The organism is Olivibacter sp. CPCC 100613, from assembly GCF_036959255.1.
GTDB lineage: Bacteria > Bacteroidota > Bacteroidia > Sphingobacteriales > Sphingobacteriaceae > Olivibacter.
In genome coordinates this window covers 793,765-818,986 of sequence record NZ_JAWMTI010000003.1, presented here as the reverse complement: position 1 = coordinate 818,986, position 25,222 = coordinate 793,765, and the positions used below count along the sequence as shown (strand labels likewise).

General features: G+C 39.3%; 19 protein-coding genes, 1 tRNA gene and 2 rRNA genes. 14 read left to right on the top strand and 8 right to left on the bottom strand.

Going from position 1 to position 25,222, the window contains the following annotated elements:
* Together RYH73_RS14260 and rrf are read left to right on the top strand one after the other, a co-directional pair.
* Positions 1–2,830, top strand: a 23S ribosomal RNA gene (locus RYH73_RS14260); the annotation flags it as partial.
* Positions 2,831–2,972: 142 nt separating this feature from the next.
* Positions 2,973–3,084, top strand: a 5S ribosomal RNA gene (gene rrf, locus RYH73_RS14255).
* A gap of 94 nt (positions 3,085–3,178) precedes the next feature.
* Here rrf and RYH73_RS14250 read toward each other — a convergent pair.
* From RYH73_RS14250 to RYH73_RS14240, 3 genes are all read right to left on the bottom strand, one after another.
* The gene (locus RYH73_RS14250) at positions 3,179–3,571 is read right to left on the bottom strand and encodes a c-type cytochrome (RefSeq protein ID WP_335314111.1); all 393 of its coding nucleotides are present in this window, start codon (positions 3,569–3,571) and stop codon (positions 3,179–3,181) included.
* An 80-nt stretch (positions 3,572–3,651) separates the two neighbouring features.
* A complete protein-coding gene (locus RYH73_RS14245; protein WP_335314110.1) occupies positions 3,652–5,655 on the bottom strand; it encodes a patatin-like phospholipase family protein in 2,004 nt (667 codons plus the stop codon).
* Between the two features lie 6 nt (positions 5,656–5,661).
* Positions 5,662–6,234, bottom strand: coding sequence for a DUF2272 domain-containing protein (locus RYH73_RS14240; protein WP_335314109.1), 573 nt, complete (start codon positions 6,232–6,234; stop codon positions 5,662–5,664).
* Between the two features lie 229 nt (positions 6,235–6,463).
* On the opposite strand from RYH73_RS14240, the gene RYH73_RS14235 reads away from it, so the two are divergent.
* The gene (locus tag RYH73_RS14235) at positions 6,464–8,479 is read left to right on the top strand and encodes an ATP-binding protein (protein ID WP_335314108.1); all 2,016 of its coding nucleotides are present in this window, start codon (positions 6,464–6,466) and stop codon (positions 8,477–8,479) included.
* Between the two features lie 22 nt (positions 8,480–8,501).
* On the opposite strand, the gene RYH73_RS14230 is transcribed toward RYH73_RS14235, so the two are convergent.
* Positions 8,502–9,800: a DUF5690 family protein gene (locus RYH73_RS14230; protein ID WP_335314107.1), complete on the bottom strand. Its 1,299-nt coding sequence runs from the start codon at positions 9,798–9,800 to the stop codon at positions 8,502–8,504.
* Between the two features lie 286 nt (positions 9,801–10,086).
* Between RYH73_RS14230 and RYH73_RS14225 the strand changes: the two genes are divergently transcribed.
* Together RYH73_RS14225 and RYH73_RS14220 are read left to right on the top strand one after the other, a co-directional pair.
* Entirely contained in the window at positions 10,087–10,422 is a 336-nt protein-coding gene (locus tag RYH73_RS14225) for a DUF6122 family protein (RefSeq protein WP_335314106.1), read from the top strand.
* 126 nt (positions 10,423–10,548) lie between these two features.
* The gene (locus tag RYH73_RS14220; RefSeq protein WP_335314105.1) at positions 10,549–11,094 is read left to right on the top strand and encodes a hypothetical protein; all 546 of its coding nucleotides are present in this window, start codon (positions 10,549–10,551) and stop codon (positions 11,092–11,094) included.
* A 174-nt stretch (positions 11,095–11,268) separates the two neighbouring features.
* Here RYH73_RS14220 and RYH73_RS14215 read toward each other — a convergent pair whose 3' ends face one another.
* On the bottom strand, positions 11,269–12,096 hold the full coding sequence (locus tag RYH73_RS14215; protein WP_335314104.1) for a universal stress protein: 828 nt from the start codon (positions 12,094–12,096) through the stop codon (positions 11,269–11,271).
* 204 nt (positions 12,097–12,300) lie between these two features.
* Between RYH73_RS14215 and RYH73_RS14210 the strand changes: the two genes are divergently transcribed.
* The 3 genes from RYH73_RS14210 (at position 12,301) to RYH73_RS14200 (ending at position 15,022) form a co-directional block, all read left to right on the top strand.
* A tRNA-Ser gene (locus RYH73_RS14210) sits at positions 12,301–12,385 on the top strand.
* 117 nt (positions 12,386–12,502) lie between these two features.
* Positions 12,503–13,828, top strand: a complete 1,326-nt coding sequence (locus RYH73_RS14205) for an MATE family efflux transporter (protein WP_335314103.1) — start codon at positions 12,503–12,505, stop codon at positions 13,826–13,828.
* Between the two features lie 708 nt (positions 13,829–14,536).
* Positions 14,537–15,022: a DinB family protein gene (locus tag RYH73_RS14200; protein WP_335314102.1), complete on the top strand. Its 486-nt coding sequence runs from the start codon at positions 14,537–14,539 to the stop codon at positions 15,020–15,022.
* Positions 15,023–15,037: 15 nt separating this feature from the next.
* Here the strand turns inward: RYH73_RS14200 and RYH73_RS14195 are convergent, their stop codons facing one another.
* Positions 15,038–16,018, bottom strand: a complete 981-nt coding sequence (locus RYH73_RS14195) for a helix-turn-helix transcriptional regulator (protein ID WP_335314101.1) — start codon at positions 16,016–16,018, stop codon at positions 15,038–15,040.
* Between the two features lie 612 nt (positions 16,019–16,630).
* On the opposite strand from RYH73_RS14195, the gene RYH73_RS14190 reads away from it, so the two are divergent.
* From RYH73_RS14190 to RYH73_RS14175, 4 genes are all read left to right on the top strand, one after another.
* Entirely contained in the window at positions 16,631–17,380 is a 750-nt protein-coding gene (locus tag RYH73_RS14190) for a class I SAM-dependent methyltransferase (RefSeq protein WP_335314100.1), read from the top strand.
* Positions 17,381–17,537: 157 nt separating this feature from the next.
* Positions 17,538–18,101: a TetR/AcrR family transcriptional regulator gene (locus tag RYH73_RS14185; protein ID WP_335314099.1), complete on the top strand. Its 564-nt coding sequence runs from the start codon at positions 17,538–17,540 to the stop codon at positions 18,099–18,101.
* Between the two features lie 90 nt (positions 18,102–18,191).
* On the top strand, positions 18,192–19,100 hold the full coding sequence (locus RYH73_RS14180; RefSeq protein WP_335314098.1) for an NAD(P)/FAD-dependent oxidoreductase: 909 nt from the start codon (positions 18,192–18,194) through the stop codon (positions 19,098–19,100).
* A gap of 128 nt (positions 19,101–19,228) precedes the next feature.
* The gene (locus RYH73_RS14175) at positions 19,229–19,909 is read left to right on the top strand and encodes a hypothetical protein (RefSeq protein WP_335314097.1); all 681 of its coding nucleotides are present in this window, start codon (positions 19,229–19,231) and stop codon (positions 19,907–19,909) included.
* A gap of 647 nt (positions 19,910–20,556) precedes the next feature.
* Here the strand turns inward: RYH73_RS14175 and RYH73_RS14170 are convergent.
* A complete protein-coding gene (locus RYH73_RS14170; protein ID WP_335314096.1) occupies positions 20,557–21,600 on the bottom strand; it encodes a PmoA family protein in 1,044 nt (347 codons plus the stop codon).
* Between the two features lie 10 nt (positions 21,601–21,610).
* Positions 21,611–22,960 carry a Gfo/Idh/MocA family protein gene (locus RYH73_RS14165; RefSeq protein WP_335314095.1) on the bottom strand — a complete coding sequence of 450 codons (1,350 nt, stop codon included), beginning with the start codon at positions 22,958–22,960 and terminating at the stop codon, positions 21,611–21,613.
* Positions 22,961–23,639: 679 nt separating this feature from the next.
* Between RYH73_RS14165 and RYH73_RS14160 the strand changes: the two genes are divergently transcribed.
* Together RYH73_RS14160 and RYH73_RS14155 are read left to right on the top strand one after the other, a co-directional pair.
* Entirely contained in the window at positions 23,640–24,293 is a 654-nt protein-coding gene (locus RYH73_RS14160; RefSeq protein ID WP_335314094.1) for a FadR/GntR family transcriptional regulator, read from the top strand.
* Positions 24,294–24,429: 136 nt separating this feature from the next.
* A complete protein-coding gene (locus tag RYH73_RS14155; protein WP_335314093.1) occupies positions 24,430–24,840 on the top strand; it encodes a hypothetical protein in 411 nt (136 codons plus the stop codon).
* The last annotated feature ends 382 nt before the right edge of the window (positions 24,841–25,222 follow it).

Sequence of the window (25,222 nt, the reverse complement as noted above, 5' to 3'; positions counted from 1 at the left end):
AACTGAAACATCTAAGTAGGCGCAGGAAGAGAAAATAACAATGATTTCCTGAGTAGTGGCGAGCGAAAGGGAAAGAGCCCAAACCGGATATGTTACGGCATATGCGGGGTTGTAGGACCACGATATGGCACGGTCGGAAGAAGTGGAAGGGTCTGGGAAGGCCCGCCGTAGAGCATGAGAGCTGCGTACACGCAATGAAGACCGGCCTGGTGAGTTCCTGAGTACCGCGGGGTCGGAGACGCCCTGTGGGAATCCGGCGGCACCATCCGCCAAGGCTAAATACTACCGAGAGACCGATAGTGGACCAGTACCGTGAGGGACAGGTGAAAAGAACCCCGAACAGGGGAGTGAAAGAGAACCTGAAACCGTGTGCTTACAATCGGTCGGAGCCCCATTTGGGGTGACGGCGTGCCTTTTGCATAATGAGCCTACGAGTTACTCTTCACTGGCGAGGTTAAGTGGTTAGGCCACGCAGCCGAAGCGAAAGCGAGTCTTAACAGGGCGTACAGTCAGTGGAGGTAGACGCGAAACCTTGTGATCTACCCATGGGCAGGTTGAAGGTGCGGTAACACGTACTGGAGGACCGAACCGATAAACGTTGAAAAGTTTCCGGATGACCTGTGGGTAGGGGTGAAAGGCCAATCAAACTGGGAAATAGCTCGTACTCCCCGAAATGTTTTTAGGAACAGCGTGGACATTGAGTTTTGCAGAGGTAGAGCTACCGATTGGGTGCGGGGGAGTCACATCCTACCAAATCCAGACGAACTCCGAATACTGTAAAATATGGTCCGCAGTGAGGCTCCGGGTGCTAAGGTCCGGGGCCGAGAGGGAAAGAACCCAGACCACCGGCTAAGGTCCCCAAGTGTACGCTAAGNCAGACGAACTCCGAATACTGTAAAATATGGTCCGCAGTGAGGCTCCGGGTGCTAAGGTCCGGGGCCGAGAGGGAAAGAACCCAGACCACCGGCTAAGGTCCCCAAGTGTACGCTAAGTTGAACTAACGAGGTCCGGTTGCCCAGACAGCTAGGATGTTGGCTTGGAAGCAGCCATTCATTTAAAGAGTGCGTAACAGCTCACTAGTCGAGCGGCCGGGCGTGGATAATAAACGGGCATGAAGTGTACCACCGAAGCCGTGGGATAATTAAATTATCGGTAGGGGAGCATTCCGGCGCGGGCGAAGCGGATACGTGAGTTACCGTGGACGTTCCGGAAAAGCAAATGTAGGCATAAGTAACGATAAGGCGGGCGAGAAACCCGCCCACCGAAAGACCAAGGTTTCCTGATCAACGCTAATCGGATCAGGGTAAGTCGGGACCTAACGCGCAACCCGAAAGGGGAAGCGGATGGACAACGGGTCAACATTCCCGTACTTTTTATGACTGCGATGCGGTGACGGAGCAGTGACACTGCCGCGATCTGACGGAATAGATCGTTGAAGGCCGTAGGTATACGGATCACAGGCAAGACCGTGGACCGTGCCGAAAGCCGATAGTACGGCAAACCTCCGGGGGCGCCGATAGCGCAGGTAATCATACTTCCGAGAAAACCCGCTAAGCTCCAGGTCATAAAAACCCGTACCGCAAACCGACACAGGTGGTCGAGGAGAGAATCCTAAGGTGCTCGAGTGAATCATGGCTAAGGAACTCGGCAAAATGGCCCTGTAACTTCGGGAGAAGGGGCGCTTCCTCCGGTGACGGAGAAGCCGCAGTGAAAAGGCCCAGGCGACTGTTTAACAAAAACATATGGCTTTGCCAAATCGAAAGATGACGTATAAGGCCTGACACCTGCCCGGTGCCGGAAGGTTAAGAGGGGATGTCAACCTCCGGGTGAAGCATTGAATCGAAGCCCCGGTAAACGGCGGCCGTAACTATAACGGTCCTAAGGTAGCGAAATTCCTTGTCGGGTAAGTTCCGACCTGCACGAATGGTGTAACGATCTGGGCGCTGTCTCGGCCATGAGCTCGGTGAAATTGTGGTACCGGTGAAGACGCCGGTTACCCGCAACGGGACGGAAAGACCCCATGAACCTTCACTATAGCTTAACATTGGGACTGGGTGCAGGATGTGTAGGATAGGCGGGAGATGTTGAAGCGGCTTCGCCAGGAGTCGTGGAATCGACCTTGAAATACCGCCCTTTCTGTATCCGGTTCCTAATCCGCTGAAAGCGGAGACATTGTTTGGTGGGTAGTTTGACTGGGGTGGTCGCCTCCAAAAAGGTAACGGAGGCTTTCAAAGGTAAGCTCAGTACGCTTGGTAACCGTACGCGGAGTGCAATGGCAAAAGCTTGCTTGACTGTGAGACATACAGGTCGTACAGGGTCGAAAGACGGACATAGTGATCCGGTGGTTCTGCATGGAAGGGCCATCGCTCAAAGGATAAAAGGTACTCTGGGGATAACAGGCTGATCTCCCCCAAGAGCTCATATCGACGGGGAGGTTTGGCACCTCGATGTCGGCTCGTCACATCCTGGGGCTGGAGAAGGTCCCAAGGGTTCGGCTGTTCGCCGATTAAAGTGGCACGCGAGCTGGGTTCAGAACGTCGCGAGACAGTTCGGTCCCTATCTGTTGTGGGCGTTGGAAGTCTGAGTGGGGCTGACCTTAGTACGAGAGGACCGGGTTGGACCGGCCGCTGGTGAATCTGTTATGCCGCCAGGTGTACCGCAGAGTAGCTATGCCGGGAACAGATAAGCGCTGAAAGCATCTAAGTGCGAAACTGGCCACGAGATGAGACTTCCTTACAGGGCCGTGGGAGACTACCACGTTGATAGGCCGCAGGTGTAAAGGTAGAGATACCAGAGCCGAGCCGTACTAATAGCCCGAAGCTTTCTCAAGCGGCAGCAGACTGTTGTCTTCCTGTTTTTTTTCTTCCGGTATCAGTCAAATAAAAAATTGAAAAGTAAAAAGTAAGAGGTAGAAAGTAAGAAACGCCGGCGTGCCGGATTTTTGGATTTCGGATTTTTACTTTGACAGGTATTCAGGTGCCTATATCGGCGGTGTCCACCTCTTCCCCTCCCGAACAGAGAAGTTAAGCCCGCCAGAGCCGATGGGACTGCAGTAACATGTGGGAGAGTAGGTCGGTGCCGATCTTTACAGGAAGGCCGGAACGTGAAAACGTCCCGGCCTTTTCCGTTTATATGAATTTCCCTCTTCTAGCTCTATTCCTTTCTTCAGAAACTAGCTTCAATTCAATTGCGGTTGAGCTTTTCCGTTATGACATGTGATACAGGAAATATTTGTCATACTTCCGTCTTCATGTACCCGTCCAAAATAGCGCTTGTTAATTTTGGATGTCATTCGCATCATGTTTCTGGCAATTTCTTTTTCCGGTTTTTCATCACTTGCAAAATCTAATTTTTTAGGATCATCTTTTTTAGTTGCGTGGCAATGACTGCATTTTACACCTAATGCTACTTTAAAGTTATCCATGATTTTATCTAGCTCCTCATGGTTAATATCTTTTGGTAATATTTGAAGATTTTTTGCCTTATGGTCCTGCCGCGAAGGCATGAAGCCGCTTAAAATAGATACTACACCGAGGCTTAATCCAAGGACGATTAATTGTTTATACTGCATAATTGAATAGTTTATTGGCTAAAGTACCAAAAAGCAAGAAAGTAGAAACGAAATTTGTGTAACCATCTTATGGATAGAGATTATCGTAGTCCTTCAAAATTTTTATTAAAGGATGGAAAGTCCTCCATCCCGCATGGTTTGAACTGCTTAAGCTGAAAAAGTGTTCCCAATCGGTTGTAAAGAAAAAAGGGATCGTTTTGAAATTGCTGCCAATCTTCCAATAGCTGTTTTTCTATAAAATCAATTTTTTCCTTATAACTCTTTTGTAATTGTTGATAATAAGTGAATCCTGATTTGCTTATTGTGCTCTTTAAACGATGGATGTATTCCAGTAAATTATAACAAGTCGTAAATTGGCCACACGTGATTAGTGCAGCAAGTGTTTCCTCTTGTTGCGATTTCGTATCAAACCATAACGTTGTTGGCATTTCGAATGCTATTTGAGCAATGACCTGTTGTGCTCGGGAAGGTACTAAGGAATCGAGTTTTTTTCTACTGCGATTGTAGTCGTTGGAGAAGGACAGATCGTAGACATGATTGGTTTTTATTTTAAAACGATGTTTACCACTATCATAAGTTTTGCTATATAGAAGATAGCGTATTCGTTTAAGAAAAACATCATTGTTTAATATTAATACGGAAGCAATACGCTCTTTGATCATGTTATAAATAACAACGATAGGGGTTGACCCGAAATGCTCGAAAAGATTCGTAACAATACCAGGGGAGAAGTTTTTGTTTAAATTTAACCCACCTAAACGCTCTGTATTGCCTTCAATGAATCTTCTTAAAACAGCAAAGATCAATAAGATACTTAGCGATAAAACACATATGGTTGTTCCGATGACTACATTTAATGGGATGCCGAAGAATTGAAAACTTGAAAATATTTTACTGATTAGTAATATCCCGAAGAGCAGAAAGATAAAGAGTACACCAATTAGGTTATTTATTGAAATCGCTTTCATTCCTTTATAGGGAGTGTTTCCCTTAGGTAATTTATAAGGGTCCATATAATGGCTGCCCACATCATTAATTAGCATTAGATCAAATGGAGAAAAGATAGTTTTCTTTTTTATCCTTCTTTTTTGAGCGTCTAACATACTTTCCAATGCCTGGTTGTCGGTTATCCCTCCATCCATCATTCCTATTTTAAAATTATCGGCTAATTTTTCTTCAGAAAATGCTTGTTTCAGCTTTATTACAGAGAAGGGCTTTTCTAATTTAGCGAGAACTTTTTCAACCTTTTCTTGGCCAAATAGTTTTACCAATTCATTTAAGCTTACTTCTTGTGGCGCTATGGATAAAGCATCAAGCAAGGTCCGTTTATTTAAAGAGATAGCTTGATTGGATACACCAACCGGTAAATCGACATAGGTGAAATCATCGGGAAAGATGACGGGTTCAAATCCGGCAGGAAAACAAGATGATGCCGCCAGTAAGTCTGCTAACTTCAATCTACCTGCGACAGCTTGTTCCAATTGTATATTAAAATTTCCAAATCTAAACTGATCATCTTCATTAGATTTCGTATCTACTTTCATTTTAACCTGCTGTCTGTAAAGTAGCCCTCGGTAAAATTCTGTCACATTGAAACAAACCTCTTCTAATTGTTTATTATTCTCGTTTGGATACAGATCTGACAAGAGCGCATGCTGAAATAGAAGATCATCGTAAGTGAGTGCAAAAGCATTGATAATATTTCTTCTCTTATCAGGATTGTCAATCCACTCTTTATCATTATTTAGTTTTTCGAAAACGGTATTCATTAAAGCCATTCCGGACAGGTGTTCTGTTAACTTTTTGTAAAAGTCTTTAAATGATCGACCTTGAGCTACATGTAGTGCATACAGGGCGTTGGTTATCGAACCTCCGGACGCAGAAGAAATAAAGGTTACATTGTCAAGCAATACTCGGTTACTAAGGGTTGGCAAAACATTTAAATAACTGAGGACACCTAAGCTGAAAGACGCAGCTCGAAAGCCACCACCCGAAAACGCTAAGGCGATATGGTCAAAAGGAGTTTCGTTAACTGATATTGGAATATCATGATCTTTACCGGAGGTGTTAAACATAGGTGACATATCCTTCTATTTCTGGTTCTGAATGATGCATATATATGGATTAATTTCTCGTGATATGATCTTTTTTTGGTCATCAAGGCGGACCAACTTTTTCCTAATGGAATCGCTCTCGTTACCCCCGATTGTCAATACATAATGACCTTGGACGTCCGTCCCTTTTTCGACAACAATAGCTGAATGGGATTCATAGGTCTTATTGTGCTTTGCAAATTCAAAGTCGTAGTGTTTACCGCCACGATTATGGTGGATGAGGTCGCCAAGATTGGGTTCGATTTCTTGATAAGGGTAAGCACGGAAAACCCCTGTCTGTTTAATCGCATGTTGGATGGCTACGTAAACAAATTGAGCATGTGCAGGATTAAATAAAAACTCTCCCTGTGTAGCGCCTGCCATTTTGATACACCAGGATATAAATATAGCAGACCAAGCAGTTGTTACGCCCGGAAAGGAAAAACCCAAGTCCGTCCAATACTTGCGTATCTGCTTTGATAATTCGACATCACTCTCACTTTCGAAATGATAACTATTATATTGCTCTTCTGCAATTGTTACCAATTTTTTAACATATGCTGTAACCATATCATTTATTTAGTATAACAATTGTTCATTAAAAAAGTCGATAAAAACAAATAAAAGTAACGCATACTCAATATTGAACACTTTCGTTTGCTATAACACAAAATTGCTATTTTTTTTAGTAATAAAAAGGGAAATAGTGTTTTTTTTTATGTTAAATAAGTTATCAACAGTATTTTGTTATTGCTAAAAATATTAGTAATATTGTTTTAATATTTTTAATTTATTTGTGATGGACAATAAAGTAAGTATCAATAATCATAGCGTAGAGTCTGCAGGTATTACAAAGAGTTACAAGGAGGCGATATGCGAGCTAATCTGGAACGGGTTTGATGCAAATGCATCAAGAGTTGATATTGTATTTAAATCCAATAGTATCGATTATGTAAATGAACTACAGATTGTCGATAATGGTACAGGGATTCATCTTGCTACTTTACACCAGACTTTTGGTGCGTTTTTGGATTCGGTAAAACGGGAATCGGTCAACCGATCCTCCTATGTACGTGGTAAGAAAGGGAAGGGACGATTTTCTTTTATAGCTTTTGCCCAAAAAGCGATATGGTCTACCACTTTTTTTGATGAGCAATCAGATAAAATGCTTGATTATGATATCATGATAGATGCAAGTAACAAGGATATCTACAAAGATAATAATAAACGAATCTCAAAAAAAAATAGTACAGGTACGGTCGTCACTTTATCTAATTTGTTTGGGGTTTCAGGTTATTCTTTTGATTGCTCGGAATTTTTGAATCATTTAAAGAGTGAGTTTGGTTGGTATCTACTACTCAATCGTAGTAAAAACTTCAAATTATGCATTAATGGTTGTCCCATAGAATATCATGATATTATTGCCGATAATGAGGTGTTCCATCGGATAATTGCAGATATTCAAAATGTTGAGTTCACGTTTAGAATTACTTACATTCGATGGCATGACAAAATCGGCGATAAATTTTATTGCTATTTTTTGAACCAGGCGCAGAAGGAATTATTTAAACAGTTAACATCATTTAACAACAATGCCATTGGTTTTTATCATAGCGTTTATGTTGAATCGTCTTTTTTTGATGATTTTGTGCCGACTGACGGGGACCACACAGGACGCTTATTTGGTGCCAATTTAAATAGTAGCGTGTTTAAGGTGCTTGTAAAAGAATTACAACATATCATAGCTGATAAGCAGAAGGTTTTTGTTAGGTCGAAAGGGGCTGATAAGTTAATTGATCATTTTGATCGCAAAGGGATCCTTCCCAAATTTAGGAGCAATAAATATGATCAAGAGAAGCGCAAGGATTTGATGGCGGTTATCAAGGAAATATATTGTATACAACCCAAAATTTTTAAAGGCTTAAATGAAACCCAGGAGCGAACAAGTGTTGCCTTTATCAATTTATTGTTAGAATCCGATGAACGAGAGCATATCCTGTCAATTTTGGATGATATTGTGCATCTTAGAAGAGAAGAAAGGGAGGGGCTCGCGATATTACTTAAAAAAACCTCGTTAAGTCGTATTACCAGAACGATTAGTTTAATTGAAAATAGATTTGCTACGATTGGGTTGTTAAAAAAGATGGTATTTGACCTAAAACGATTTACTACTGAGCGGGATCATATTCAACATGCAATTGCCGAAAATTACTGGTTGTTCGGTGAGCAGTTCCATTTGGTGACAGCAAATGAGAATTTTGAAAAACTACTTTCTAAATACCTTTGTATTTTAGATGGCGGGACCATCGAAAAAATGGATCTAACAGCTATAAAAGATAAAGAAAAGAATAGAAGACCTGATGTATTTCTTTGTAGACAGCGAAGTGTTCCTGATGCACTTTATCAAGATGAAGAAATGGAAGAGAATGTCATGGTGGAGTTGAAACGACCTTCGGTTATAATTGGTAAGCAACAGCTAAGACAGATTGAAGATTATATGGATTTTGTTAGTCGACAAGACGCTTTCAATTCCCAAACGAGGCAATGGAAATTTTTTGTTGTGAGTAATCGAGTTGATTCCTATATACTCAAGCAATATGAAGAGTTTAAGAATAGGGGGAAACGATTTTTAGTGAAATCTTGGGGTAATTTAGAGATTTTTGCCATGACTTGGGACGATGTATTTCGGATTTTTTATACAAGACATAAATATCTATTGGACAAATTGGATTTTGATAAGGAGGTTTTACAAGAAGAACTTCAATTAAAGGGGATTGTATGGGCAGCGTCAGAGGGAAAGCGGTTGGTTGTATAGTATGGAAAGGATGGTTGGTTGTTTACGTTTCATCGATGCATTCATTTATGCCTTTTGTTTTTTGATATTTGATCATAAAATAATACGCTGAAAAGGCGGTTAGAAATAAACCGAGGATGGAAAGAATGAGGATACTATTGGAAAAGAAAGATACCCAGCCTAATTTAACTTTTAAAATTTCTTTGACAAAGAGTACGCCTATGCTACCTATGTATCCAAAGGTGTCGGCTAAATAAATAAGAAAACCAACATTTGCAGCGTATCGAAATGTGGCAATCATACGTTCAAAGAAAATAGCATTGAATGGGATGTAAACCATATAAAGGCCTAGCCCGGTTAGAAGCATCCAGGTATAAGGAGAGAGCAGCTGATGGATAAAGCCGATGGTGATCGTACCTGCCAGTAAAAAACCGAATGCCATAAACCCATGAGCAAGCATAAATGCCCGATAATTGCTTTTTATGAGAACCATACTACCTATAAGCAGCAAAACAATGAGCGTAATGGGAGTTTCGGTTTGTGAAAAGATAATCGGCTGGTTATAGAATCCCATCTCTTTCCACATTTCCGCACCGAAATTATCCCGAATATCCCGAAAAATAGTTGCAAAGGTATATATCAGTATACATGCCGCTAAACCTGGTAAAAAGGTCTTTAAAAATAGAAGGCGTTGACTTCCATTCATGGGACTTCGTGCGGTTCGCTTTAGAATATCTTGTTGGTCAGGTAAAGGTATTTTTTCCATCAAATGTACTAGAAAAACAAGGGGAGGGGCAAAGAGAAGTCCAGTGAAAAAAGGAACCCAAAATTCAGATAGGCCAAGTTCTAACATAATCCACCCGCCCGCGGAACGAGCAAACCCCGACGCGAAAATGAAGCTAACAGCTAAGGTGGCGCCAATGAAGTCTGTTCCTTCTCTCCCCTCAATGTAGGAAAATACAATTCCCCATAAGAGTCCTAAAGGAAAGCCATTCACAAAAAGAAAAAATAAATTATATGGAACGGGTACGAGAGCGAAACCAAGCCAACTTAACCAAGAAACACCCGTTAATAAGAGAATGAGCTTTCCTCTTACCGGACGTTTTAATTCTGCGATATACTTTACACCATAAAACTTAGCCAGCATATACCCTAATACTTGACTGATAACAAGCAAGGTTTTATAGTGATAGCCAGCAAAGGTTATTCCTTCAAATGTTGCTACTGTGAATGCCTTTCTATAGGTAAAAATTAACGTATACGCTGAAAAGACAACAAAAGCAGCATAAATATTTATAAGCTGTTTATTCCCTTTTAGCTGTTTTGGTCGTAAGAAAGACATGTTACATTTAAATGTACAGCAATATAAGAATTGTAATGTTATTTTCTCTGTTAGCTAAATATCCCGGTCGCTCAAAAGTCTAAATTATTTAAGTGGTCTGCACCTAACCTTTTCTTTACTAATTCAATTATTCGAAGAAGTTTTTTTATATCTGCTGACAATGTATATTTTTGATTAGATCGTCTTAAGATTTTATTTATGAAGCAATCCTAGTTATGTCGTTGGCGAAAATTGAGCCTTGCAAAGGGATTAGATTATCGGGTGGAAATAAACTGAATATGTATATATGATGACCTTAAAAGTTTTGCAAACAGTTGTACATTATAGTCTACATTTTCTCTTTCCCGGAGTGCTTGCATGGTTGTTCTTTAGGAAGGAATGGAAAAGGGCTTGGTTCATTATGGCCGCTACGATGTTGGTTGATCTGGATCATTTGCTTTCAAGACCGATATTTGATCCTAATCGATGCAGTATTGGATACCATCCATTGCATAGCTATTATGCCCTTACTATCTATTTTATATTACTCTTTTTTCCTAAGACAAGAATTGTGGGCATTGGTTTGCTTTTCCATATGCTAACGGATTATCAAGATTGTGTTTGGTCGAAGTTCCTTTCATGATAATAGTTATTAAGCCATGGTCACCCCGATTCGCTTACGCTTAATCTAGGTGATGTCATCGCGATATACAAATCAAGTATTTGTGGTACCTTTGTTGTATATAATGAAAGATATCTGTTTGGCAATATGCGTAGATTTAAACTGCCTACTATAGATGTGAAGGCGACAAGAGAAAAATTGAGAGGTAAAGTGTCTTCTCTCTCCAGGGATGGCTTGGAACAGTTATTTAACAAAATTGATCAATTGGGAGTAAAGAAAGGTGTTGATCAATTGGGGCTTGAGAAATTTATAAATCAATGTGCAATATTTGCTGCGGGATCAGGGGTGCTTAGTGGAATAGGTGGCGTGGGCGTTATGGCTATTGGAATTCCTTTGGATACAATCAACATTCTGGCACAGCAATTTCGGGTTACGTTGGCAATAACCTATACACAAACGGGCAATTATGAGCTTCGCTTTGATGATTTTTTCAAATTACTCGCTCGTTCGATCAAGGGAGATGCAAGTGTAGTTGTTACGAAAACAGCAATGGAAGAAGTTGCTCAAAAAATAATGCTTAATGTTGGTGCCAAAACTTCTAAAAGGCTGGTACCCGTTGTCGGTGGGATAATTGGAGGTTCAGCAAATTATTTTTATATTAAACGGGTAGCGGAAGCATTAAAAAAGAATTAAAATATTGAACACTTCACACTTTAAATTGTGTAATTATTGTGAAGTAAAAAATGAGATAGTTTTTATTCATTTGTAATGAATTTTTTTCAACTTCAATTTTATTATTAGAAATGAGAGCTCTACGGATAACGTAGGGCTTTTTTCTTCTGGATAAGAAAGATAATGCGTTGCATTCTATGTTTGTTTTAATATAAGTACAGGATGAGTTGCATTGTGCGCTATTGCATGTGTGATGCTTCGGTGAGTCAATTTCTTGAAAAAACTGTACTTACCCGGTAACGAGATAATTAAATCAACATCTTTTTCTTCTGCGAAATCCAATATTCCATCTAATATGTCGTCGTTTTCTGTATAGTCTATTGAAAAAGTGAAATCGGGCAATAAAACAGAAAGCTTATCGCGATCTTCTGTTAAATCGCGTTGTTGTTTTTTTATGCTGAAGGTATGCAGTATAAGCTCCTTTTTATAACTAGAAAGCAAAGGATGTTGGAAGGCTTCCAAACGGTTAAGCTCTTCGAAATCTAAGGGTAGCAATAGATCAATGATTTTTCGATAGTTGGCGTTTGATGGAATAACAAGTACAGGGATCTTGCTAATTGTCACTAATTCAATCAGATTATTATTAATATATCCTTCTTTTGTTAAGCTATTTCCTAACACAAGCAAGTCGGGTGATTCTTGCTTAATGAGTTGTATAAGGGCACGGGCGAGAGGCAGTTCGCTTACTGCGTGATCGATAATAACTTCCTTCTGAACACTATTTGTTAATTCTTCCGTTATTTTGTCTAGATACTCTACAGACTCTTTTCGACCAGCTTCTAAAGTGTCTCCATCTAAACAAAGGTATTCTGCTGTCGATATGATGGGCTGGAAAACAGATGTATAAGTGCTTTTCAATAAAATGATACGGGAAAATGAAATGTCTTGATGTGCACTAGATATATATCGGAGTGCATTTTTTGTTCCGGGAGCATAATCTAATGGAATTAAAATTGTCTTCATACCCGTTTTTTACGTTTACATAACCATAAAAATAGTTTTTTTGTTTGTTAATCGTGATTTATCAAGAAATAAAACACGAAAAATGGTTTAATTTGAATTAATAAAGACACGAATGGTTTGATGATGAGTAAGATATGGTTGTGACTTCGCGGAAGAACTTAAATCAGCTACTGTGATTTGGATTTAATTTCTATCTTTGCTGCTGGAAAGTTGGCAGAGTGGTCGAATGCGGCGGTCTTGAAAACCGTTGTCTGTAATAGGACCGGGGGTTCGAATCCCTCACTTTCCGCAAAATAAAACTAACCTGGCTATTGCCGGGTTTTGTTGTTTTTGGGTATTTATGAGTTCGCTTATAGCAAAAAGAAACGCAAAGTAACAATAGCACTGCCATGTAATATACTAAGCGATGAAAGTAAAACTGCAGAATCATCTTTTTATTTTCAGGAAATCGGTTCCGATTATACTTGCTAATGCAAGTGTGCCTTTGCTTGGCCTGGTTGAAACGGCGACCATTGGCCGTACTGGATCGGTACATGAGCTGGGAGCGATCGCCTTAGGAACACTTGTATTTAATTTTGTTTATTGGGGGTTCGGATTTCTTCGTATGGGGACAACAGGGTTCACCGCGCAGGCCCTGGGTGCCAAAGATGATTTGGAGATTAGTTTTGTATTTATTCGGGCTTGGCTAGTCGGTTTTGTGATCGGATTGTTTCTCATCCTCTTTCAATATTTTGTAGTCGAGGCTGCGTTGTGGATGATGAATGGTAGTGAACAAGTAGAGTCTTTGGTAGGCCAATACTTTTTAATAAGGATATGGGGCGCCCCGGCTACATTAAGTACTTTCGTCATTTTAGGTAGTTTGATTGGGTTAGGACGCACTACGCAATTATTGTGGGTACAGTTGGTGCTTAATGGAGTTAATATCCTTCTCAATATACTTTTCGTACTGGTATTTGGATGGGGAATAAAGGGAGCGGCTTTTGGAACTGTAATTGCAGAATGGATAACCTGTGTAATTGGGGTGGTTATAGCATATAAAGCCGTTCGTATAGTTTCTTTATCTACCTTTACAAAGCACTGGTCTAGCGTGCTTGCTAAAGAGAAAATATTGTTAATGCTCAACGTGAATGCAAATATTATGTTACGTACCTTTGCACTTCTTGCGGGTTTTGCTTGGTTTGCGAATCAAGGTGCGAAATTTGGTGACGTAACGCTTGCATCTAATCATATTCTTCTGCAGTTCGTTTCTCTTTCAGCGTTCTTTTTAGACGGTTATGCTTATGTACTGGAAATGTTGGTTGGCAAATCGCTAGGCGCCTTGGATTGGAATGCATTTAGACGCGACGTACGGAATGCCAATCAGTTAGCAGCTGTAACAGCATTTTTACTGGCTCTGTTAATAGCTACTATGGGTAATTTAGCAATCGAAAATTTAACACATGAACTTGAAGTGCGTGTAATGGCTAAAGAATATTTACCTTATGCCTCTTTCTATGTGCTGGTTTCGTTTTATGCCTTTCAATTGGATGGGATTTTTATTGGAGCGACTCGTACCAGGGAGATGCGAAATGCAAGTGTTTTTTCTTTCTTTTTGTTCCTCACCCTGGGAATCATGTTTGTGCCACTGTTTGGCAATCAGGGGCTCTGGATTGCCTTTATCGTTTATGTTCTTGTAAGAGGTATGAGTCTGAGATGGTATATGCCTCAGGTAAAGCGATCTTTTTTCAATTAGGTGTGAAGGCGCATAAGACCGTTAGCCTGTTGGCTATTTTACCTCGTTGTTCTTTTGTGTTGGTGGCTTTTATCCCTCGTTTTCAATACTTTTAACAATTCTCTTCGTTTGGTTACACAAAAAAAAATGCTACCCTTTTTGTGCAAGAAGGAGAGAACTAATGTGTCACCGTTTTCTGCCATTGCTTGTAGCTTAGGGTCTATGATTAAATCGCCGCAGTTGCAATCTTTCAAATTGCAGAGTATGAAGATAAATAAGAGAGAACAGGCTATGAGCGCGTATAAGCTTGCTTTACCTAGCGTTCTATTTTGTGTGTCCATTTGTTGATTCATAATGGAAGAATTGGTTGTCTGTAAAATTACGGTTAAGATTTCTTCATCTCCTTATGACCTTAAATTTTCTTTTTATTCGAGTAGTAGGTTCTGTGATAATTTGTGAAATTGTGTGTTATTATGTCTTTCGTAGTTTTGGTTTGATGGCAGCTGATGATTGCTAATTTAAAGTAAACAATTGGAGATGAAGAAAATTCACCATCGACGCAGGTTCGATGTTTCCGAAATCATGGCTTTCCGAGATGGCAGGATGACATCCAAATGTTACAGTCAGCTGATATTGTTGTACGAAATAATTTAATTTTTCTTTTTTAGTTGACATACTGTTGTCACAGGCTCCAAATACTTTTGCCTAAGTAATTAAAAGCAACATATTATGGATACAGTAACATCAGCACAGGTAATTAATAAAGAAGGTTTATTAAAACACTGGCAAGGACATCGTAACCTAACGCGACGCGTTATTGAAGCTTTCCCAGAGAAGGAACTTTTCGGTTTTTCCATCGGTGGGATGCGCCCGTTTTCTCAATTGGCTATGGAATTATTATCAATTGGCGGACCAGCAATGGAGTCTATTGTAAAGAATGAATCAAGCCCCTATAGTGAAGAGGCTTTTCTGTTGTCGACAAAGGAGCAGATATTAGCAAGATGGGACGAGCAAACAGCGGTTATTGCTACCTACTTTAATCAGCTTCCTACAGAAAGGTTTTCAGAAAGTTTTAATTTGTTCGGGCAATATGCATTTCCCATCATTGAGAATATTTTCTATTTTATTGATAACGAAATTCACCATCGTGGCCAGGGATATGTATACCTGAGAGCGCTCGGTATAGAGCCACCCATGTTTTGGGAACGGGATTAGAAAATAAAAAACCCCTCATTGAGGGGTTTTGTTTTCTTCATTGATTCGAGCCAATTGTTTGGTGAGCAAGCGTTGAACTTTTATTTTCAGCGAAGAGGGTTCAAGTATCGTAGCTTTATCAGCAAACATGAGAAACCATCGTGAAAAAGCTTCGTCAGTATCGCGCACTTCAAAATTCATAATTACTTTGTCTGAGAATCGTTCTTCCGAAACGAAACCATAAAAATTGCGATCCCATTGGAGGTATTTTGCCATGTCTTTTTCAACCGCGATCCGAACACTAGTAGTAGTAGGTTGGTCTTTTTGCACCAAATAAAAATCCAGGGGTTGATGCTTGCGTTCAAAGGGTAGTTCGGTGTTTTTGATCTCTTCAATTCGATCGGTTCTAAATTGCCTGTAATCGTTTCTTAAATGACAAAAACCGATGACGTGCCACGAATGATGTTGATGAAAGACTCCGACTGGTTCAATCAGTCTTCGTGTGGCTTGAGTGGCGTCCAATGCTCGATAAAGAAGTTCGACTTGTGTCTTTCGAGCGATACTTTCAAAGAGAGTAGCTAAGGCATGCGGTGCTTTTTCACTGAATTTAATTTGTAAAGGTTGCATAACAACTTGTGATTCAATGCTTGATACCCACTCTTTATCAACTGTTTTTAAGGCCGTTTTTATTTTATACATCGCTGAAGAGAAATGTTCATGAATGGTTTTATCGCCGAATTTTTGCATCAACTTTTCAGCCGCGACCAAACTAGTTGCCTCTTCCTTATTAAGTGATAAAGGCGGGAGTCGATAACTGTCGATTAAAGAATAACCGACACCAGCTTCACTATAAATGGGAACACCCGATAGCTCGAGCGCCTTTATATCTCGATAAATGGTTCTTAAGCTTACCTGAAACCTGTCGGCTAGTTCTTGTGCTTTAACTATTCTTTTAGATTGCAGCTGGATAAAAATAGCCACCAGTCGGTCGAATCGTTTAAAGTTTTCACTGTCCATTTTTTTCGGTGTTAATACAATGGTGATTTACTTACATAGATAAGTATTTTAATCAAAAAGAAGCGGGGTGAAAAACAAAAATTGTTTGCAAAGCTAGAAGTAGCCAGAAAGATCGAATGAAATTGCATGTTGAAACAAAAAAGTAATAACATCACACGAAAGGATGTTTAGGTTTTAGAAAAAATAGCTGATAAGTATGTTTTTGGTAAAAAATATTTGTTTGTTAAAGAAAATTATTACCTTTATCCCATTATGAGACAAGAGAGTGTCAAATACTTTACCATTGTTATAGCGTAAACCTTCAAGGGCGCTATTGATAGTGCTACTATTTCGTGTAGCCTATATTATCATACTTTTTATTCTTTTTTGCTTATACGCGCAACAAAAAAGGTTTAATCCTCACCTTAATCCCTTTTGTTGACTATAAGAAGTAATCTTGTAAACGGAGTTGATTTCTGGAATATCGAATACCATTGTTATTTGCTCTATAACTGAAATGGCAAATGCACTGTAAGTATGATAAGAATGAATAATAAAACCTGCGAATCGCTAGTGTTGAGCGATCGTATGAACTAATTAAGGTGATTGAGAAATATTTTTGCAATCTTAAAAATGGAACAGGAATTAATTCAAACAATTGTTGATTTTTTTAAAGATAATGAGAGGCAGGGGCCAGGGTGCGAAGAAGCTACGTTGAGGGCGTTAGGTTTAGTGGGCGATAGCAACTATTTTGAGCATATATTGGATATCGGCTGTGGGACCGGAGCGCAGACAATGATCCTTGCACAAAAGACAAATGCACAGGTTTTCGCCGTTGATTTACTAGCCGATTTTTTAGAAGTACTTAAAGAACGTGCTACTTGGTGGGGGGTACAGGATCGAATAACTACCCATAAAGCGGCTATGGAAGACCTCCCTTTTCAGAAGGAGTTTTTTGATGTGATTTGGAGTGAGGGTGCGATTTATCATATTGGATTTGAAAAGGGGCTGCGGCAATGGCGCGAATTACTGAAAAGGAGGGGGTATTTAGTGGTGTCGGAGATTTCATGGATGAGCAAGGAAAGACCCCGAGATCTTACTGATTATTGGACGACAAGTTATCCTGAAATAGATTTGGTTTCAAACAAAATGAAATTAATCGAAGATTGCGGGTATTTTCCCATCGGCTGTTTTGCGCTTCCTGATGTAGGATGGGATAACTATTATCATCCAGTTATTAAACAGATTGCCTTATCCATCGGACAAGTATTAACTGGTTCAATTAAAAAGTCATTTTTGGAAACGATTATTGAAGAGCTTGTTATCTATCAGCGCTACCGTGAATTTTATAACTACGTGTTTTATGTAATGCAAAAAAAATAGCGTTTCAGATGCACTTGATTTAAGCAATGATAAAACTAGGTTTGGGATTTCACAATATATACAGCAAAGGGCAGGCCTTGCTGTTTTTTTTTGCATCTTTGTTGCAATATGACAATTTTATGTCTCATATTTGGGAAAATAACTTCAGATTTGCTTGATGAGAAACAAGGAGGAAACACAGCAAAAAATCATCAATGCGGCCATATTGGTTTTTAACGAGGATTTTTCTGCTTCATTGGAGAAAGTAGCGGAAAAGGCTTTGGTGACAAGAAGAACACTTCATCGGTATTTTAAAGACAGAGAAGAGCTGTTGGTTCGTTGTGAGGAAGCTATGCAGCGGAATTGTAAACGAGCGATGGATGCGGCTTTGGAAAGTTCGGCAATTCCTTTAAAAAAATTGGAGCGAATGCTCTATGCGGCTATTGACTGTGGGGTTGAGTATGCTTTTTTTCAAAAAATTCATCATCGTGACGGCCATAAGCATGATGCGAATAATCAAGGTTGTGCAACTTACGAATCGATTAATAATCGCTGTCGGCAGTTGATTTTACAGCTACAGGAAGAGGGCTTCATTAGCAAAAGGTTGACGGTAGATTGGGTTTTAGTCTTTTTAGGTGGTGTGGTAGCTACTACGGTAAGTATGGCACTTTTGAACAATATAGCCGAAATTAGTTTAAGAGAATACGCTTGGTTTTCCTTTAGTAAGGGGGTGGGTGTATGAAAAAGCCAAAGTGCGCTATGTCTTGTTTTTGTGACACTTTATGTTGTAGACATATAATGATAGCGTCTAGTATGAAGGTAATAAAATGATATGAAAAAGAGTAATAAATTTGATGTAATTATCGTGGGTGGTAGTTATGCAGGCCTTTCTGCGGCCATGTCTTTGGGTAGAGCTGTTAGGAACGTATTAATCATTGATGCTGGTAAGCCCTGTAATAGCCAGACACCTCATTCCCATAATTTTTTAACACAGGATGGTCAGTCTCCCGGAACAATCTCCTTAACCGGTAAGGAGCAGGTGCTTGCTTATGAAACGGTGAACTTCATAACGGATGAGGTCTTGCTTGTGGAAGGGAAGAACGGGTGTTTTTTTGTTACAACTGCTTCTGGAGAACGATTTGAAGGAAAGAAGCTTTTGTTGGCCACTGGGCTAAAGGATGCGCTTCCGTCCATAAAAGGTTTGGCGGAATGCTGGGGAATCAGTGTCATCCATTGCCCATACTGTCACGGATATGAATATAGAAGTCAACCGACAGGCTTATTATTAAACGGAGAGTCCATTCTAGAAAAAACAAAATTAATCCGCAACTGGACCAGCGATCTTACAGTGCTTACAAACGGACACGCTGTTTTAGGCAATTCGGATAGAAACGTGCTTCTTAGAAATGGCGTATCATTGATCGAAAAGCCAATTATTTTATTGGCACATAATAAAGGTTATCTTGATCACGTCCTATTTGAAGATAATACCAAATTGTCTGTTAAAGCGCTTTATGCGCCACCGGCCGTTGAACAGCAAAGCTGGATTTCCGAAAAGTTAGGTTGTAGAATGACGAGTGCCGGGCATATCGAAGTAAGTAATTTTCAGCAAACTTCCGTCCCTGGAATTTATGCTGCCGGTGATAATGCTACACCATTTAGAAGTATTTCTGCAGCCGTAGCGGCTGGATCGATTGCTGGTGCATTTATAAATCACGAACTAATAGACGAGGGAGGCTGAAGTAAAAAATAATATGAATTGAAAGAAAACCCCTTAAAACCGTTATTTTAAATACGGATCTAGATGATGATATTTGTCGTTGAAGTTTATCGTCTCTTATGATATTTCATCGGTTTTGTTTACACGCTTTGGTCGGATTATTTCTAGGGTTATCGAGCTTGAATCTATATGGTCAGGATTCCCTGCAAGTTCAATTGATCAAATACAGTTTCATTTTTTCAGCAGACAGTTCAGGTGTTCAACCCGACCCTTCTCAGGAGCTATTAATAAAAGGTGGCGATTTGACGTTGTATTATACAGTAGATGGTATATCGCCAAAATACAAAATTCTTCATGGAGATTCTCTTAGTGAACTGGGTTTTTTAAACAGTAAAACCAAATATTCCATAACAGGCGATCGGGCACTTAGAATAGTTGGAGCCATGACGGTTCCTGACGAAGTGACTCGTAATGGCGAGTCTGTCTATTTATTTCCAGGAGATTTCAATTACGAATATAAAGACTCCCTTCAAACGGTTTTGAATAGTAAAGTATGTCAGGTAATCGTTGCAAAACCGAAAGAAGTTGATGGTGATGAGTTTTGGTTTTCGCTATGTGACAGCGTGCCTACGGCACCATGGAGTTATTTTGGATTTCTACAAGGCGGTTGGCCTGGTGGATTGTTAGAGGCAACCCATAAGAATAAGCACTTGAAGGCAAGTTTTGGTATCAAAGCAATAGAGGAAAGGCAACTATTTGTTCCTACGGATTTCTTTGAAGTACCTAGCGAATTGATCATAGAAGAACTTACGCCACCACGCATTCAATGAACTAGAGATAACCAGATTATAGGGCTACTTATGATTATATTCTTGTAAGTTTATCCGAAACCGGTTATTTATACATCCCATTTTGAAATGACCCCCTATGCAACAAAACCCCTTAGAAAAATATTCCCAAGCGTGTAAATAGATAATGTAAGTTTAAGAATTGATGATTGCTTTTCGAGCAATAGTTGGAAGCCGTTTTTTGGCAAGCATTGTTTCCTCCAAAGCTGGTTTCACTAGCGTGTCTATTGTGAATAGAGAGCATAAGTAGTATTCCGATTCCGATCCATATCGGTAACATCTTGATTCGAATAAACGAAGTGATACGGTAATCTTGATTGTTTTTGATCTTGATATTCGTATTATCAGTAAGCATAATACATTATATTTCTGATACCAAGCATAAATATGATGCCCTTTTTTTATTTTACTGATTTACAGTTCTTTATTTGGTTTTTCTTTTTTTAACGTGTTCGGATCCGAACACGTTTCGCCCGAATTCGAACACTAATTGGTTCGATTTTTTTTATTTGTGATAAATGATTTGCAAGTGTGTACTTTTTACACTATCTTTGTGTCATCATAATTTAGGTTTATAATTGGTTAGTTAAAAGTCTTCAATCTCCCCGGTTGAAGACTTTTTTATAAGGTTATATTGTGGTGCTAAAAATTTGTGCGATGCTGTTGACCTCATTGTCACTCAAATGTTTCCCGGATTGTATGACAATTTTGTACCTAAAAGTAACTGATTTTCCAGCGGGCAAGGAGAAATTTAACTCCTCTTTTCCATCACTCATGGCTTTCTGTCCTAGCGGATTGGCCGCAAATAAACCGTAGCCTCTTGCATGCCAGTAGGTTGGATAGCCGATGTTTTTCGGATGATCAATGATAACTATGGAGAGTGCTTCTTGTCCAATTTGCCCGTTCAGGTTGACCCATTTACCTCGCGTACCCCAGACGTCATCACCTTCCTTACCTTCACTGCTACGGTATTTCCCAGTAACTTGGCTATTATCCAGCTGAGCTACTTCTGTAATATTTCCGCTCGCATCCGTAAATTTAGCAGATTCTTCGGAAGGATGTTCTAACTCCCTGGCTAGACGAATCCCTAATAAACCTTCTTTATTATCCGTAAATGATACATTTTTTTTGAGTGCGGTTAACGTAGTGTTCAGCTCGATCGTACGCATATTATTTGCAGAAGAAAATATATATTGCGTATTCTCTTGCAAAATAGGGATTCCGCTAGGCTCTTGCCAATATTTCGTTACATCCAATAGGGCATGGTCATCCGCAGTCTGTATCTTATTGACTTTAGCGTGCTTAATTGTGCCGTATTGATCTTTTTTGTCTGAAGGTATGGCTGTCGAATTATTCCAGAAATCGAGTCCGTTTACATCACCGTAGTTAAACCACAGCCCAACATGATGCGGATGATCCACCCGTTCTCCCGGTCTGGGATTAAAGGGCCATCCTCTGGTAATGGGGGTACCTTCTGCCGACCGGATGGGATAGAGAACAGGTTTCATCAATTGGTCAGGATAAATGTATGAGGTGAAAATCTGGCCATCAATACTTATATCTATTTTTTTTTCTTTTTTATTTTCAACAATAGAAAAGCCTTTTTTTTCAACTTTGAAGCTACTGATTAAGGCAATCCCAATAAACATTAATATGTTGATTTGTTTATTCATGATTAGAAAATTAACCGACTACGACCTCTTGTTTAGCATCATCAAAAGAAACTCTTTTACCCGTTTCCAAGGCTGTTCTCGCCATAATATTGGCTACACTGTGATTATAACCGGCTTTAACAGACGCATTCGGTGTTTTTCTACTACGAACACACTCCATCCAGTTTAACATATGGAGTGAAGTCATCGGATCACTTCCTGTATTGGCTGCCGTTTCTATCTTAGTGGCATTAGATAAGGTGAAAGGCTGAAGTTGATTCGCTTTCATGTCCATCTCTGCCGCCATTTTGGCTGTTAAGCCTCCTTCGTCGGTTACTTGATTTGTGTCCAAGTTTAACATGCCTGCATTGGAATAGTAAAGTTCTTTAATACCCCCTGCGGAATTTGTGAAACGAGAAGAATAGAGTACCTGAAAACCCTTTGTCGGATCATTTGCCGGGCCATAATCCATGACGGCTGTGACGGTATCCGGATTTGTTCTACCATCGTTCCACATATAGATTCCCCCATTTGCGGATACACTACGTGGATGTTCGAGTCCGGTAAACCAATGAACTGTATCGATCTGGTGTGACATCCACTGACCGAAAATGCCGGATGAGTAGGGCCAGAATAAACGATATTCTAGATATTTTCGGGGATCCCAGGCAACTTTAGGTCTATTTAGTAAAAATCGATTCCAATCTGTATCCTGTTCACGAATTTCTTTTATTAATTGGGGCAATCTCCATCGTCCTGGTTGGTTTACATTCCAGGTCATTTCTACCATTTTTATATCGCCAAATTTACCCGACCGGATGTACTCATTAGCAGAAATATAATTGGGAGCACTTCTTCGCTGCGAGCCTACCTGCAAAATTTTTCCGGTTTCATTAACAGCTTGTAGAACAACTTTTGCATCTTCCAGTGTTTCTGCCATTGGTTTTTCTACATATACGTCCTTTCCGTTCCGTACGGCCTCGGCAGCCATCAGCGCATGCTGAAAATCAGCTGTACTGATAATGACGGCATCAACATCCTTTTGTGCGTACAATTCGTCATTGTTTCGATAGGTTGCAATCGAATTACCTGCCTTCTCTTTTACAAAGGCGACAGCTTCATCCCTCCTCCGATTCCAAATATCGGATACACCTACAAATTCGAAGTTTAGTTTTTTAGAATGATTTGTGAAACTTGGAAATAAAGAGCTTTTAAAACGGTTCGAAAAACCTACGATTGCAACGCGTACACGGTCATTTGCTCCTAAGATTCTTCCATAGCTTTTTGCGCTGAACCCCATGGTTGAAAGACCTACCATTCCCACGCCGATTGAGGCTTTCTTAATAAATTCACGCCGCGAATTTTCATTTTTTTGTGCCATAAGTCTATTGGTTAGTATAAAATTAATATTGATTTATTTTTTGACAAAGAGATTGTAAGTCCTTTTTACTCCTTATCTTGTAGACTACAAATGCGTTGTATGCTGCAATGGTTTATAATTCCTAATCACTTTTAGCGGCAATCGCTCAAGTATAACGATTCAATAGTCTTCTATACAAGTATAATAACCTGTTGACTTTAAAAAGAATAATCTCCTTGAAAAATCTACGCAAACGATATCGTTAACCATATTTGCAGAAATAGGAAGTTTGATAATTTCCTGTTCTGTATCGAAAAGCATTACTACGTAATTGATATGTAAAAAATGTATGACATTTTTGCATCAAATGTGTTTAAACATTATTTTTGTACTATCATAATTTAGGTTTATAATTGGTTAATGAAGCCTTCAGTCTCCCCGGCTGAAGGTTTTCTTTTTACCAGGTTTTCTAAGTTTCGAAGACATTGTAATTGTTAGTTGACTTAATTTATCTAAAGTCCGTTAGGCCCTCCAAGAAACAAATGATCCTAAAAAACTAGATGGAAGGAGTGCTTATACCTATCTGCTATTCTTTTTGTACTACATATTTTGATTAAATTTTGCATCTTGCACGATGGAAAAATCGAAACCAAATACAAAGCATCTTGAATTTGATTTGCCAAAACTCCATAATTTAACGATGGCAGATCAAGTTGAACTTAAACTAAGAGAATATTTTAAGAAAAAGGCTTTTAAACCAGGCGATTTATTACCGAAAGAATTAGAAATCGCCGCCGCATTAGGTGTTAGCAGGAATATTGTTAGAGAAGCGCTCAGTCGGCTGAAGGCGCTTGGCTTAGTGGAAACAAAAAAAAAGCGTGGTATGATACTCGCCGAACCGGATATTTTGGGATCTTTTGAAAAAGTACTTGATCCGCTCATTATGCCCGATAGTACACTTTATGATATTTTTGGACTGCGTCTTGTGCTTGAAATGGGATTAGCGGACGTATTATATATGTATAAAACCGAGCAAGATATGCAAGAGCTCGAGAAAATTGTAATCAAAGAAAAACCTGATAGTGAAAAATTTAGAATAAAAAATGAAATTGCTTTTCATGGAAAACTTTATGCGATGACGAACAATCATACGCTTATGCGTTTCCAGAGTCTGCTTTTACCTTTATTTGATTATGTCGTTGCGTTTGAGAAAGACCATTATAAACCTGGAGGAGTTTCTCATGCTGATTTGTTAGAGATTCTGAGGAACGGTAGCGTAGAGGATTTTAGAAAAGGTATGCGTCTTCATCTAGAACCTCATTTTGCTTGGTTAGAACATATCAAAACCAAATAAATTGTAAAAATAAAAGGTACAGAATGAAATATATCTGCCCCGCGTATTAACAAATTTTAACAAATGACTAACTAAACCATTTATTTCAGCTCGACTCTATACATACAAATATTTTGATTATAAAAATTCAATGAGTATGAAAAAAATGATTTTAACCGGCTTATTGTTCGCGAGCACGGGAACAATGGCTTTTGCCCAGCAAAATAGTCATAAGAAAGTATTTAAAACTGCAGAGGAGAGAGCAAAAAGACAAACAGAGTTACTTACGCAAAAACTTTCTCTATCGGAAGCACAGCAAAAGGAAATCTATGCCATCAACTTGGATAACATAAAGAAAATAGACACAGAGCGTAAGCAGCAGATGCAGTTGCACAGGGAACTCATGCAAAAAAGTGTGAAGGAGCGAGATGAAAAAATCAGCGAGCTCTTAACTGATGTGCAACGATCAAATTACCAGGATCTAAAAAAGGAGAAATTTCAGGAAAAAAAGCATCGTGGTAGATTCAGGAGCAATCGACGTGTTATAGAAGAGACACCACAGTCGTGACGTGATCGGACAAGATTAAAGGCTTTTTCTAAGGTGGAGAGCCCTTAATATTGTCCAATCATCCTATTGAAAAAATCAACTATTAATCGACACAATTAAAGTAGTTATCCACGCTACTTAAAAGAAGATAGCTAAATATTTATTACAGCTTTATAATAAATAGTAGGATTATTTCGTTTCTTTTTCATTGTTCAATACCTACCAATCCTTTGAGCAACGTAACAATTTTTTCTACAAATTTTGAGAATTTTTGTTGCTAATGTGATTTTTTTCACTTGTTAACAATCTGTTAACAATGTTTAAATAACTTGTAATGAGTTATTTATGTTCTTTCGTTCCTTGTTGCTATTTGCTGGTCTTGTAAATCACAAAATTATTACAG